Raw genomic sequence first — 13,001 nt, forward strand, 5'->3', positions numbered from 1 at the left:
AATGCACTTCATAAACCAAATGCGCTTCTAAACATAAAAAATCAGGCCACATGTGAAGTGCGACCTGATTACTGTTCTATTTTAGCCTAAGGCCAATTACGAACACGTAACGCACCTTCGGTTAAATTATTAAATCCGTTGATGGTTGGAAGCAACTGCCCCACAACACGGTTCCAACGGCTGATTGGCGCAGCGGTAACATAAACAATGTCGTAAGGTTTTAAATCAAACTCGGTGCCAATCACCAATGCTGATGCATCTTCTATATTGAGTTGGTAGATATCTGCCATACGCTCTGATTTATCATCTGAAGTTCGGATTACAAACACACCGGTTGCATCGGCAGTGAGTTCGTTGATACCACCAACATTACTGAGCGCTTCCGTCAGGCTCATCCCTACTCTATCGATCTTCAAGAGCTTCGGTTCTTTAACTTCACCCATCACGAACACTTTCTGCTTATCATTACGCGGCACGTGAACAATGTCACCGGCTTGCAATAAGCGGTTTTGGGTTAGATCACCACGCTGCATTAAGCCGTAAAGTGAGAGGTTTTCTTCTACGCCATTACGCGTTAATGAAACATTACGCCAATCAGCATCTTCAGACAAACCGCCCGAACGGTTCACGGCATCCAGTAACGTTAATGGGATATTGGTGATGGCTTGCTGGCCCGGTTTAGACACTTCGCCAGTAATATAAGTTTTCTTAGAGCGGAAAGCGGCGACGTTAACATCAACCTGAGGGCTTTCGATGTATTTCGCCAAACGTGCCGCTATATCAGAACGAATTTCGCGTACGGTTTTACCTGCTACTTCAACAGTACCAATGTATGGATAGAAGATGGTACCGTCAGCATGAACCCAGTTACCCGCTTCAGTACTACTACGATAAGAGCCCGCCGGAATCGTCAGTTCGGGGTGATCCCAAATGGTGATGTTTAAGATGTCACCGACACCCACTTGGTATTCATACTTTGCAATATCAACATCTAGCGTCGGGTTAGCTTGGGAAACCGATAAAGATTCGCTTCGGTAACTCGATACTGATTGCGCTGTCAGTGGGTAAAGGTTAACCACATCAGAGATATCAGATTCTTGCTGTTCCTCTGAAGGCTGAATCACATTCTTGTTGCCAGTCGTAAGGTGTGTTCCTGGAGTCGTACACCCTGCAAGCAATGCAGGAAGGAGCGCTATAAGGAGACGATGTTTATTAATCTTCATGTTAACCAAGTTCATAGAAACGGAATGTGTCGTGATACCCCGAAGGATACCCAAAGGAAGTTAAGCGAGTCATTTTATCAGCTACGCTGCACTTAATAGAGTTAATGAGGGGTATTACTGTGATATCACTCCCATTCAATATCAAAGATAGGAACGCTACCGCCCCTTGATATTCCGCGACATCACACTGCGTAGTTATGTAGCTCCTGGATTTGATTAGGAGTATTTTATCTAAAATGTAGCAAAAAGTATGCTTGTATACGGTTAGTTTAATCCGTAAGCATTATCCACAAACTGTGGTTATTATCAACCTAGTTGAATGGTTAAAGAGCAGATTCGGGGTTCGAGTGAACGAGATGCGAAGAGCGCAAGAGCGCAAGAGCGCAAGAGCGCAAGAGCGCAAGAGCGCAAGAGCGCAAGAGCGCAAGAGCAGATGAGAGTAGCGAGATACGAGTAAACGAAGAGCTAAGAGCAGGTTCAAATCTCGAATCTCGATACTGCTCTTCCCCCGCTCTTCGATACACGCTTACTCGTTACCCGTATCTGCTTTTCATTCTACTTAACGCTGCTTGGTCTTTGGAACCAAGGTGAGCGAGCATCGGTTTGATCGAACAAGTTGTATTGCTTATTCAGCACTTGCCCGCCGTCACGCGTGATCGGTAACCAGGTAAAGCCTGCGCGGCTTGAGCTTGGTTTCACGGTAACAAGATCAAACGGAATCGATACATAGAAGCCTTTGGTGTAGCTGCCTTCACCGTACTCTTCGGTTGTCATGTCGGTTAAGCTAACAAACGCACCGGCAATCACGCCGCTCTTGAACTGCTTAGAAAAATCGACACGAGTACCAATATCACCTGCAAGGAATTTACCAACGCCGACTTTAAGCAAGGTATCGCTCAAGAAGCCCCATTGTGGGGTGTAGTAACCGGTGATGAAGCCAGTCGTGCCTTTATCGATCACTTTGTACGTTCGGCTGCTGTCGTCTGGATTGACTTGGATCTCTTCATCAAACGTACCAAACCAGCTTTCAGGATCTCGCTGGCTTATTGCTGTCATGTCTGCGCCAATTGCCCAGTTTTGGTTAAATGGGCGATAAAGGATTTCGCCCCCCACACCCGCGAACATGCTCTCTAGATAACCACCGTAGGCTTGGGTATAGATACCACTGCCATAATCTTCAAACCACGTCAGTTGTAAACGGTCTAAACGAACCGGATCATCAACATAAGAGCGAAACAAGGTTCTTACTCTTGGCGTTTGGTCAGTGCCGTCTGATGGGATTTCATAATTAAACTTGTCGTAGTTGTCAATTAAGTTAACGTAAAGAGAACCCGACAGTTCGACATTGTTTAACGCCCAAAACGAAGCGTTGGTATATAAGCCCAAACTGTATAAGTAGAAGTTTTCAGCCGAACCGAACGATTGAGCTAGGTTTGGTGAAATCGACACATCGAATCGTTCACGTCCATCATGATAAATCACGGATTTCTTGCGCTCTAATTCGTGAGTATCGGTTGCATCACTGGTTTGAGCATTAAGATAACTATTGTTAGCTGCCGCTTTGAACGCTTGGGCATCTACCGTTGTCTCGGTGAGTTCCAACGATTTATCGTTTTCAATGATTTTGTAGGTGTCGATGTAACTTGGTACCGCGTTGGCAATCACAGTCGCACCGCGCTCAAGGGCGATGTCTCTGTCTCGGTACTTAACCTGAGTACCCTTAACCACAATACTGTTATCGTCGACCAATATTTGTGCTTGTTCATAGCCAGCGATCGTTTCAAGCTCTTCCGCGAGGGCAGCCATGTCAATATCGTCAACCGTCTCGACATCGCTTGGGCGCAATTCTGCTGTTTCAGCATCTCGCCACACAGAATACATTTCATTGAAGTTAGTCGAGAGATCAAAGCCAATAGTTAAAGTGTCGCCTCGCTCATAGCTCACTTTTGCTGAGCCCCAATCGGTGAAACGGTACACAGCACCCACGTTCCATGGCGTATGTTGTGTCATGTCGACACCACCACGTACTACTGGGAAGTCTTGAGAGTAATCGTTGCCCTCGTATTCAAGCTTTAAGGTTAGAGGCTTATAAGGGGTTTGGTATTCAAAGCCGCCATAAATTGCAGCATCGCCTTTAAACCAACGATCAAAATCGACACTGCCGCCATTACCTTTATAGTCAGACGGGCGTTCACAATACTTGTCACTGGCTTTACACAGTGGGTTAGTGAAGTTGCCACTGGTGCCCATGTATCCCCAAGCCATGCCCAAAGTGAAATCAACAGGGCCAAAGCGTTTGGTGGCCGCAACAAATTCGCCATCAAATAAACCGGTACCACCAAAGTCACGCACACCGACCGATACTTCAGGTAAGTAATACCCTTCTTCGATTAAACGTAGTTTAAAGTCGATACCTTTATCTGTGTATTTAGTACAACCACTGAATGAGTTTTGAGAGCAATCTTGGTCTGCACCTCCGCTATAAAGCAGATCTTGTACTTGTGTATAACGAATGGTGGTTTCAAGCCAAGGCATCACCTGTAGGCTCACGTTATAAAAGTAGTACTCGTTGTTAAACGAAGCACTAAAGTTGAACTCACCTTCTGGTGCCATTCGGCCTGTCGGCATTTGCATTAAGCCGACACCACCAAAGTTCATTTGCGATGTTCTGTATTCTGTGTCGTCGAATGATGATTTTTCTGCTCGAATCGAAGAAGAATCAATGGTTGTCTCTGCAAAAACAGAAGTGCTGTTCGTTATTAACAAAGCGCAGGTAACCGCTGTGCACACTGTCGATAGAGGGAATGATTTCTGTTTCAGCATTACAGGCCAACCTTATGACGTAGCAAATCGACGATATCTTGGTTCAACGTTGAGTATTCCGATGGCAAAGAGTAAAACGCCATAAATACGATAGCACCTGGCGCTAAGTAAACCGGCTGTTCGTTCCAGTACGCATATTGAATGGTTTGCACCACGCCATCTGGTTGAACAACATACGCCACACTTTTATCTGCAGATTCACCAATAAAGCCGTTCGGTAATGCATCGAGATAGTCATTCAACGTGCCATGCTCAATCAGATTCATTGTTACCGACTCTTTCATTGCACCCATCAACTGAATTGACGTTGGTCGTTGTGGTAAGTACAGAGAAAAGGCTTGAGTTTGACTGGCTGACAGCTTGTTAGTATGAGAACTTGAAACAAGCAGTGGGTTCTTATCTGATTGCGAGATAATTGCATTGCGGTCTAACTCAATAAAAACTCGATTGAGATACTGGAAAGAAGCTAATTGTTGCTTTACCAGTTTTGCTTCTGGTTCTTCTACCGAGAAAGCATCAAGTTGGTTCAATACATTGCGCTTTTTGGCTTCGATATCTTTGTTAGATTCGTTAACTTCAGTAGCTTTAGTAACCTCAGTATTGGTTTTATCAAACAGTTGAGCCGAAAGGGGGAAGTAACCAATAGTACCGTTAGCGTTAGAGCTCGCATTCGCGTTTACGTCGTCTAATACACGAAGCAGACGAACGTTAGTTTGATACTCAAGCGTCACACCTTGAAGAGGAAGCTCAATTATAGTTTTAATCGAAGGCGTAACAACGTTAGATGCCGCAGAAGCGTAGCTAAAAGTACACAGAGATAACAGCGCACTCATCGTTAACGTAGGTCTCACCGTTAATAAAGTTCTCACCAATGGCAACCGACGTCCCGTCATTTTTGATGCGTGACTAATATAATTCATCATTTTAGTTCATTACCCTGTTCGTTAATTGCTTTGATAATGCTTAAGGACGGTTAACTCAAGCCTTGTCATATCAGGGCCTAAATACTGTATGGTTTTGACCACTTTGCCTTTGCTGTCGACCCAATACTCGTTGGTGATGTCTTGCTCTAACATTGGGAAGTAAATTTTTTCTTGAAACTTCTTGGTATCTATAGACGCTAACGGTGTTTCTACCGTTTGATTCCCTGCATACGTTCGGGTGATATTCGCTTTGTAGCCAAATCGATAGTTGGGTTGCCAATCGTAAACCGCTTGCCACTTTTGGGCTCCGGGGTTAGCTGACACATCAAATGCAGAAGAAGAGTCTGCTGACGAGCTGTTTGCAGACGAGAAAGTATTTAACGGTTGGAATGCCAAACCAGAAAGGTTTTCGTAAGGAAGCAGCAAGGTTTGTACGATACGTCCATTTTCAGTGACGATCATCGCTTTGTCAGAAGACATCCACTTTAACTGCTCTGCGCCCGTTTGCGGGTTTTCACCGACGTACGCTAAGACCATGAAGATTTTACCTTGGTCATTCACTTCTGCATAAATGCTGGAATAAGGTAAGTTCTGAATGTATTCCTTTGATAGCTCAACATCGGAGCTTCCAAAAAAGGCTTCATCAAAAGTGGAATTAACATCTTGAAACTGCTGAGAACAACCAGCAAGAAAAAGGCCAAGAGATATGATTAGAGGTTTAAGCATGACGAGTTCTGCTTCCTAGCAATCTGGTTGCTGCTGTCCAATATGGAAAATTAATCAATTAGATATAAAAAAACCACTTTATGCTTTCACATAAAATGGTTTTAAACATACGTTAACTAAAACATGTATTACTCAAAAATTATCGAGTAGTTGTTGTAGTTGTTGCACCGCTTTCGTTAGAAGCAACCGCTACTGCTGCTGCTGCCGCTACTGCTGCTGTCGCTACTGCAACTGTTGTTGCTGTGCCAGCTGCTGCTGCAGATGCACCTGCGCCTGCTGCTGTACCAGTACCTGAACCAGTACCCGCCGCTGCTGTAGTTTCAGCTGCAAACGCAGCACCTGAGAAGCTAACTGCTAATGCAGCTGCTAGAGCCATCTTTTTCATAATGATTTCCATTGATATAAACGTTTATATGTAGAAGATGATTTTAACACCCTCAATCAGTTGCTCAGCTTAAACAACTGATTGATCATCATAGATAATAACCACAATCAAGTAAATGAGTAAATCATAAGCAATACCTTATAAATCCTTCTTGAGGTAACGCTTTTTGCGCCACAGCACCCTTCCTCTGTATTCTCCTATCCTTTCTCGCTATACTCCTGACCTATAGTTTTTCGCCCAATAACGAATAAGAGTTCAAGATATGCAAGAGTTAGTTCCATTTGTTCAAGAGAATATGATTTTAGCCATCGTATGGATCGGCTTGGTTGTTGCCATCATTGCGAACGTTATCAAGACATCAAACGCAGCCTACAAAGAGATCACGGCAGCACAAACCACACATCTGATTAACCGTGAAAACGGCATTGTGGTGGATATTCGTACAAAGGATGAATTCAAAAAAGGCCACATTACTGACGCACTTCACATTTTGCCGTCAGATATCAAAGCAAATAGCTTTGGTAGCCTTGAAAGTCATAAAGCAGACCCAATCATCGTAGTATGCAAGACAGGTCAGACAGCTCAAGAAAGCGCTAACCTACTGGTTAAAGCAGGTTTCGAAAACGTAAGCGTACTGAAAAGTGGCTTAGTGGCTTGGAGCGAAGCAAACCTTCCTTTGGTTAAAGGTAAAAAATAGACTAAAGGCAAGAAGTAAGCTGACCTAATTACACGAATATGACTTTAAGGTTTTGTTCGGCAGATATGACGAACAAAACCTAATTATAAATTTTTAAGGACAAGAAAATGGCTGAAGCAGCACAACAAGACGCACAACAAAACTTCTCAATTCAACGTATCTTCCTAAAAGACGTATCTTTTGAAGCGCCAAACTCTCCAGACATGTTTCAAAAAGAGTGGAACCCAGATGTAAAACTGGACCTAGACACTCAAAGCCGTGAACTTGGCGAAGGCGTGTTCGAAGTAATTCTACGTCTAACCGTTACGGTTAAGAACGCAGATGACACAGCATTCCTTTGTGAAGTTCAACAAGGTGGTATCTTCTCTGCAAGCGAAATGGAAGCTGGTCAACTGGCACATTGCTTAGGTGCTTTCTGCCCTAACATCTTATTCCCATACGCTCGTGAAACGATTTCTAGCCTAGTGGTTAAAGGTACGTTCCCACAACTGAACCTAGCGCCAGTAAACTTTGATGCTTTGTTCATGAACTACCTACAAAACCAAGCTCAACAAGCAGAACAAACTGAAGGCGAGCAAGCTTAAGTTTCTAAGTAGAACTTAACGCTTAGTTAGCCAATGGTCCTTATAAACTCTTAGTTTATTAGAAGATTGGTTTTGATTAGAAGCTTGGCTTTTATTAAATAGTTAGTTTTAAATGCACATCGCAGCTTCTGCGGTGTGCATTTTTTGTATATTCTTTTAGTGAAGAGCGTTTTCTTTTAGCGGAGAGCGTTGTTATTTAGTAGAGAGCGCCTTTATTTGGTAGAGAGCACTATCTTTTGGTAAAGACCTCTTTCTTTTATAGAGAACTTCTCCAGAACTCTTCGATTTCCCTCATTATTTTTAGGTGGAAGCATGACAGAAACAACTCGCCCGACAGACGCTTACGGTAAAGACAGCGCTTACGGTAAAGACATTGCGATGACAGTGGTAGGCGCAGGTTCTTATGGGACATCTTTAGCGATCTCTCTAGCGCGTAACGGTGCAAACGTTGTTCTTTGGGGGCATGATCCGATTCATATGGCTCGCCTTGAATCTGAGCGTGCGAATAATGAGTTTCTGCCGAATATCGACTTTCCTGAAAGTCTCATTATCGAATCAGACCTTGAGAAAGCGGTAACAGCAAGCCGTGACCTTCTTGTTGTTGTTCCTAGCCACGTGTTTGGTATCGTTCTAAATAGCCTAAAACCTCACTTAACGACAAACTCTCGTATTTGTTGGGCAACCAAAGGTTTAGAGCCAGAAACAGGCCGCCTACTTAAAGATGTCGCGCACGATGTGCTTGGTGATGGCTACTCGTTAGCGGTTCTATCAGGCCCCACCTTCGCCAAAGAGTTAGCGATGGGTATGCCAACGGCTATCTCTGTCGCTTCACCTGACGAAGTTTTCCTAGAAGAGCTACAAGAGAAGATTCATTGCGGCAAAACATTCCGCGTATACGCAAACTCTGATTTCATCGGCATGCAACTGGGTGGCGCGGTTAAAAATGTTATCGCAATTGGCGCAGGCATGTCAGATGGTATTGGCTTTGGTGCCAATGCACGTACCGCACTTATCACGCGCGGTTTAGCGGAAATGAGTCGATTGGGCGCAGCTCTTGGCGCGCAACCAGAAACCTTCATGGGCATGGCAGGACTAGGCGACCTAGTGCTAACCTGTACTGATAACCAATCACGTAACCGTCGCTTTGGTTTGGCACTTGGCGCAGGCAAAGATGTGGATACCGCACAAGAAGAAATTGGCCAAGTCGTTGAAGGTTATCGCAACACCAAAGAAGTTTGGTTATTATCAGAACGCATGGGCGTTGAGATGCCAATTGTTGAACAAATTTATCAAGTGTTGTATCAAGGGAAAGATGCACACCTGGCGGCGCAAGATCTACTTGCACGAGACAAGAAGTCAGAAAGATAGTAAGAGCAGTAAAGAGATTCGAGTAAGCGAGATTCGAAAAGATGAAGAGCACATTCAAAGTTCGACGAAAAATGCTTTTCATTACTCGCTACTCTAATCGGCTCTTCTAAACTCACTCGTCTCTGCCCCTTAAAAAATAATGGATGGTAAAATGAAACACTGTGAACAACAAAAAGTTTGGCAATGCATTGTGAAGGAAGCTCGACAGCAGTCGGAGCAAGAACCTATGCTTGCGAGTTTTTATCATGCCACGATTATCAACCATGAAAGCTTGGGGGCTGCACTCAGCTACATTCTGGCAAACAAGCTTAAAACAGCTTCAATGCCAGCAATGGCAGTGCGTGAAGTGGTTGAACAAGCATTTAAGCAGGACCAATCGATTATTGATGCTGCCGCTTGTGATATTTGCGCGACGGTAAATCGAGATCCTGCGGTCGAGATGTACTCGATGCCTCTGCTTTATCTGAAAGGCTACCACGCTCTGCAAGGTTACCGAGTGGCGAATTGGCTATGGAAGCAAGGGCGAATTGCACTTGCCACTTACCTACAAAACCAAATTTCAGTTGCTTGCCAAGTTGATATTCACCCAGCAGCTCGCATCGGTAAAGCGATCATGCTCGACCACGCCACAGGCATTGTGATTGGTGAAACCGCTGTCGTTGAAAATGATGTATCGATCCTTCAAGACGTTACCTTGGGTGGTACGGGTAAAGAAGGTGGCGATCGTCATCCTAAAATCCGAGAAGGTGTAATGATCGGTGCCGGCGCTAAAATTCTTGGCAACATCGAAGTTGGTGAAGGGGCTAAAATTGGTTCTTGCTCTGTGGTTCTACAAGCCGTACCGCCTCATACTACAGTGGCAGGTGTGCCAGCAAAAATTGTCGGCAAACCAAAAACTGACAAGCCGTCTTTGGATATGGATCAAGGCTTCAATGGTCGCTCACAAAACTTCATCCATGGTGATGGCATTTAAGAGCAGATGCGGGATTCGATTCAGCAAAATTCGAAAAATTAAGAGCAGATGAATACAACTAAATGACGATAATGATGAAACAAATTCGAGCCATTAGCCGGACTATTCTGATATCTGCCAGCCTTTGCGCTGCTCTGTTATCTACATCGTTATTTGCCGCCTCTCAAGGGGAACTAAAAGGCGTATCGAGCGAAATATCTCGCCAACAAAAAAACCTCTCCTCACAGCAGAAAAAACTCGATAACCTACAGGCAAACCTCAAGAAACAAGAGCTCTCCATCGCTTCGCTTGAAAAAGCGATTCTAGACAGTAAAAAGCAACTCAATACTGCGAATGCTAATATTGCGAACTTAAGTACCAAGATAGAAGCACTCACAGCACAAAAAAAAATTCAGACAGACAAGTTAGAACAGCTCATTCAAACTTACTACATGACAAGCCGAGCTAAAGCCTCTTCTCACATTCTCAATACTGGAGTAGAAGAAGATCGCATTAGCCACTACTACCAACACCTTGCCAATGCGCGCTCGGCAACAATCAAAACGCTTGAACGAACGCAGCTTGAATTAGAAGAAAGCCACAAACAGCGCCAACTTGAGCAAGAACAAATAGCAATGCTGTTAAAACAACAAACCTCAAAACGCGACAAGCTATCTCAGACTCAAACGCAGCGTAAACAAACGGTTGGCAGCATTAAGAAAAACATCTCAGGTGACAAGAACTATTTGGCAGAGCTTCAGCGAAATGAAACTCGCCTGAAAGCTGAAATAGCGAAAGCAGAGAAAGCGGCACGAGAACGACGTAATGCCGTCCCTATGGATGGGTTAGCCAAACGTAAAGGTAAACTACCTTGGCCAATCAAAGATAAAGTTCTACATAACTACGGTTCGCGCCAAACCGGCCAAGTAAACTGGAAAGGCATGGTGATCAACGCTAAATACGGTCAGCAAGTTAAATCGGTTTATTCAGGAACAGTGGTATTCGCTGAATATCTGCGTGGTTATGGCTTAGTAGTACTGCTTGACCATGGCAAAGGCGATATGACGCTCTATGGCTTTAACCAAGCGCTTTTAAAGAAAGAAGGTGACAAAGTTAAAGCGGGTGAAGCGATTGCACTTGCTGGTAACACTGGCGGCCAAACTCGTCCATCACTGTACTTTGAGATTCGTAGAAACAGCCAAGCTCAGAACCCGAAGAGTTGGTTGGTTAGGTAAAAGCAGATACGGGATGCGAAAAAATTTAGAGCCGATTTAGGAATTGAAGAGAACTTCATTACCGCTATCTAGCTACCTAGCTACTCAAGTCAGCTCTTGCCCGCTCTTCAAATCCCCTTTTCGCTCACTCATCTCTTTCTACTTCGAATTCAAAGCCCTTACACCATCTTCCAATAATGTCAGTTGCTCGAAGCCTTGTGTTGTTGCAATCGGTTTGACGGTCGCTATCATCTGTAGCATTCCTTGATGGACCACTTGCTCAGTAATTTGAGCTTTTGGAGACATTGCAGACTGATATGCCAACCAGCCCGATGCAATCAAGTGAAGAGACGTAACCATCGACTTCATTTCTGCATCTGTTGCTTTGAGCAAGTTCAACTCAACGAAGGCTCTCATGATACCCACAAGATTAGTTTGCAGTTTTTCTTGAACTGCCATGTAATCAAGATGGAGCTTTTCATCACGAGACAATATTTCAGGTAGGTTCGCATAGAAGAATCGGTACTTCCACATCAGCGTGAAGATAGAATCTAAGTAGCTCTTTAGTAGCGTCAGACTTTCTTGTTGCCCTTGAATCGGTGTGAACCTTTCAAGCAACTCTGTCGAATAGAGAGTAAAGATATCACGGACAATTTCTTGTTTGTTGCGGAAGTGGTAGTAGAGGTTACCAGGGCTAATCTCGATATGCTCAGCAATATGATTGGTCGTAATACTACGCTCGCCATGCTCATTAAAAAGCTCTAGAGCAGCATAAACAATCTTGTCACGTGTTTTCATTGGTAATAAGTATCCCTATCCGTTTAGTGGTTCAGTATATCCCCACTAAACGGATAGATCGAGCTGTTAACATCTGGTCTAATTAGCATTAGCTAAAATAGATAGGAATCAATCGCTGCTGGAATCAATCACTGCCAAACAGGTCTCGTGTGTAAACCTTATCTGCAACGTCTGCGATCTCTTCTACCATTCTGTTGGATACAATCACATCCGATACGGCTTTGAACTCTTCGAGATCAGAATAAACCTTCGAGTTAAAGAAATGCTCTTCTTCCAACACGGGTTCGAACACGACCACTTCTATGCCTTTAGCTTTCAAACGCTTCATAATCCCTTGAATCGACGACGCACGGAAGTTGTCTGAACCGGCCTTCATGATCAAGCGATAAATACCTACAATTTTAGGCGAGCGCTTAATAATAGAATCGGCAATGAAGTCTTTGCGGGTGCGGTTAGCATCGACAATAGCACCCACAATGTTGTTAGGTACATCTTCGTAATTCGCCAACAGTTGTTTGGTGTCTTTCGGTAAGCAGTAGCCACCGTAACCAAATGAAGGGTTGTTGTAGTGATTACCAATACGAGGGTCTAAACCCACACCTTCGATGATCTGACGAGAATCCAAACCATGCGCTTCGGCGTAAGAATCGAGCTCATTGAAATAAGAAACACGCATCGCCAGATAGGTATTCGAAAAGAGCTTGACTGCTTCTGCTTCTGTGGAGTGAGTAAACAGTACGTCGATATTCTCTTTTTCTGCGCCTTCAACCAGTAGATTCGCAAACACTTTAGCGCGTTCAGAACACTCACCCACGATAATACGTGATGGGTGTAGGTTGTCATACAGAGCTTTACCTTCACGTAAAAACTCTGGTGAAAACATAACGTTTTCGCAACCTAGATCTTCTCTTATCTGCGCGGTGTAACCTACAGGAACCGTTGATTTGATTACCATTACAGCATCTGGGTTCATTTTCATAACGTCTTTGATAACAGATTCAACAGAGGAAGTGTTGAAGTAGTTATTTTTAGGATCATAATCAGTAGGTGTTGCAATGATAACGAACTCAGCATCTTTGTATGCTGCTTTGTCTGTTGTTGCTCTAAAGTTAAGCGTCTTATTTGATAAAAAGTGTTCAATCTCTCGATCAACAATTGGAGATTGCTTTTTATTAAGCATTGCAACTTTTTCTTCAATAATATCGACAGCTACGACTTCATGGTTTTGTGCCAATAACATCGCATTTGATAAACCAACATAGCCAGTCCCAGCTACTGCAATTTTCATAATAATACCTATTGGTTTGA

The 13,001-nt window shown here is 43.8% G+C and carries 12 protein-coding genes; 5 read left to right on the forward strand and 7 right to left on the reverse strand.

Annotated features, from left to right (window positions below):
- Positions 1-86: 86 nt before the first annotated feature.
- The 5 genes from AC3CHU_RS15095 to AC3CHU_RS15115 form a co-directional block, all read right to left on the reverse strand.
- Positions 87-1,223, reverse strand: coding sequence for a polysaccharide export protein (locus AC3CHU_RS15095; protein ID WP_488524842.1), 1,137 nt, complete (start codon positions 1,221-1,223; stop codon positions 87-89).
- Between the two features lie 555 nt (positions 1,224-1,778).
- Positions 1,779-4,046, reverse strand: coding sequence for a YjbH domain-containing protein (locus tag AC3CHU_RS15100; RefSeq protein WP_488524843.1), 2,268 nt, complete (start codon positions 4,044-4,046; stop codon positions 1,779-1,781).
- On the reverse strand, positions 4,046-4,969 hold the full coding sequence (locus AC3CHU_RS15105; RefSeq protein WP_488524844.1) for a capsule biosynthesis GfcC family protein: 924 nt from the start codon (positions 4,967-4,969) through the stop codon (positions 4,046-4,048). The genes AC3CHU_RS15100 and AC3CHU_RS15105 overlap by 1 nt, the downstream gene beginning before the upstream one ends.
- A 21-nt stretch (positions 4,970-4,990) precedes the next feature.
- On the reverse strand, positions 4,991-5,695 hold the full coding sequence (locus AC3CHU_RS15110) for a YjbF family lipoprotein (protein WP_488524845.1): 705 nt from the start codon (positions 5,693-5,695) through the stop codon (positions 4,991-4,993).
- Positions 5,696-5,834: 139 nt separating this feature from the next.
- A complete protein-coding gene (locus AC3CHU_RS15115) occupies positions 5,835-6,080 on the reverse strand; it encodes a hypothetical protein (RefSeq protein WP_016784037.1) in 246 nt (81 codons plus the stop codon).
- 262 nt (positions 6,081-6,342) lie between these two features.
- On the opposite strand from AC3CHU_RS15115, the gene AC3CHU_RS15120 reads away from it, so the two are divergent.
- The 5 genes from AC3CHU_RS15120 (at position 6,343) to AC3CHU_RS15140 (ending at position 10,916) form a co-directional block, all read left to right on the forward strand.
- Positions 6,343-6,777 (forward strand): rhodanese-like domain-containing protein, encoded by a 435-nt coding sequence (locus tag AC3CHU_RS15120; RefSeq protein ID WP_479280223.1) that lies wholly within the window; start codon positions 6,343-6,345, stop codon positions 6,775-6,777.
- A gap of 107 nt (positions 6,778-6,884) precedes the next feature.
- Positions 6,885-7,361 carry a protein-export chaperone SecB gene (gene secB, locus AC3CHU_RS15125; protein WP_017074437.1) on the forward strand — a complete coding sequence of 159 codons (477 nt, stop codon included), beginning with the start codon at positions 6,885-6,887 and terminating at the stop codon, positions 7,359-7,361.
- A gap of 312 nt (positions 7,362-7,673) precedes the next feature.
- Positions 7,674-8,729 (forward strand): NAD(P)H-dependent glycerol-3-phosphate dehydrogenase, encoded by a 1,056-nt coding sequence (gpsA, locus tag AC3CHU_RS15130; protein WP_488524846.1) that lies wholly within the window; start codon positions 7,674-7,676, stop codon positions 8,727-8,729.
- 151 nt (positions 8,730-8,880) lie between these two features.
- Positions 8,881-9,702 carry a serine O-acetyltransferase gene (gene cysE / locus AC3CHU_RS15135; protein WP_009847961.1) on the forward strand — a complete coding sequence of 274 codons (822 nt, stop codon included), beginning with the start codon at positions 8,881-8,883 and terminating at the stop codon, positions 9,700-9,702.
- Positions 9,703-9,764: 62 nt separating this feature from the next.
- Entirely contained in the window at positions 9,765-10,916 is a 1,152-nt protein-coding gene (locus tag AC3CHU_RS15140) for a murein hydrolase activator EnvC family protein (RefSeq protein WP_488524847.1), read from the forward strand.
- 138 nt (positions 10,917-11,054) lie between these two features.
- Here the strand turns inward: AC3CHU_RS15140 and AC3CHU_RS15145 are convergent, their stop codons facing one another.
- Together AC3CHU_RS15145 and AC3CHU_RS15150 are read right to left on the reverse strand one after the other, a co-directional pair.
- The gene (locus AC3CHU_RS15145; RefSeq protein ID WP_017074434.1) at positions 11,055-11,693 is read right to left on the reverse strand and encodes a TetR/AcrR family transcriptional regulator; all 639 of its coding nucleotides are present in this window, start codon (positions 11,691-11,693) and stop codon (positions 11,055-11,057) included.
- A 124-nt stretch (positions 11,694-11,817) separates the two neighbouring features.
- Entirely contained in the window at positions 11,818-12,981 is a 1,164-nt protein-coding gene (locus AC3CHU_RS15150) for a nucleotide sugar dehydrogenase (protein ID WP_488524848.1), read from the reverse strand.
- Between the last annotated feature and the right edge of the window lie 20 nt (positions 12,982-13,001).

The sequence above is a fragment of the Vibrio sp. QJM3NY_39 genome (genome assembly GCF_057785895.1).

What these genes read in the sequence shown, in the direction of transcription:
- AC3CHU_RS15095 (WP_488524842.1), bottom strand. Translation starts at nt 1,223, where the DNA reads ATGAAGATTAATAAACATCGTCTCCTTATAGCGCTCCTTCCTGCATTG.
- AC3CHU_RS15100 (WP_488524843.1), bottom strand. Translation starts at nt 4,046, where the DNA reads ATGCTGAAACAGAAATCATTCCCTCTATCGACAGTGTGCACAGCGGTT.
- AC3CHU_RS15105 (WP_488524844.1), bottom strand. Translation starts at nt 4,969, where the DNA reads ATGATGAATTATATTAGTCACGCATCAAAAATGACGGGACGTCGGTTG.
- AC3CHU_RS15110 (WP_488524845.1), bottom strand. Translation starts at nt 5,695, where the DNA reads ATGCTTAAACCTCTAATCATATCTCTTGGCCTTTTTCTTGCTGGTTGT.
- AC3CHU_RS15115 (WP_016784037.1), bottom strand. Translation starts at nt 6,080, where the DNA reads ATGAAAAAGATGGCTCTAGCAGCTGCATTAGCAGTTAGCTTCTCAGGT.
- AC3CHU_RS15120 (WP_479280223.1), top strand. Translation starts at nt 6,343, where the DNA reads ATGCAAGAGTTAGTTCCATTTGTTCAAGAGAATATGATTTTAGCCATC.
- secB (WP_017074437.1), top strand. Translation starts at nt 6,885, where the DNA reads ATGGCTGAAGCAGCACAACAAGACGCACAACAAAACTTCTCAATTCAA.
- gpsA (WP_488524846.1), top strand. Translation starts at nt 7,674, where the DNA reads ATGACAGAAACAACTCGCCCGACAGACGCTTACGGTAAAGACAGCGCT.
- cysE (WP_009847961.1), top strand. Translation starts at nt 8,881, where the DNA reads ATGAAACACTGTGAACAACAAAAAGTTTGGCAATGCATTGTGAAGGAA.
- AC3CHU_RS15140 (WP_488524847.1), top strand. Translation starts at nt 9,765, where the DNA reads ATGACGATAATGATGAAACAAATTCGAGCCATTAGCCGGACTATTCTG.
- AC3CHU_RS15145 (WP_017074434.1), bottom strand. Translation starts at nt 11,693, where the DNA reads ATGAAAACACGTGACAAGATTGTTTATGCTGCTCTAGAGCTTTTTAAT.
- AC3CHU_RS15150 (WP_488524848.1), bottom strand. Translation starts at nt 12,981, where the DNA reads ATGAAAATTGCAGTAGCTGGGACTGGCTATGTTGGTTTATCAAATGCG.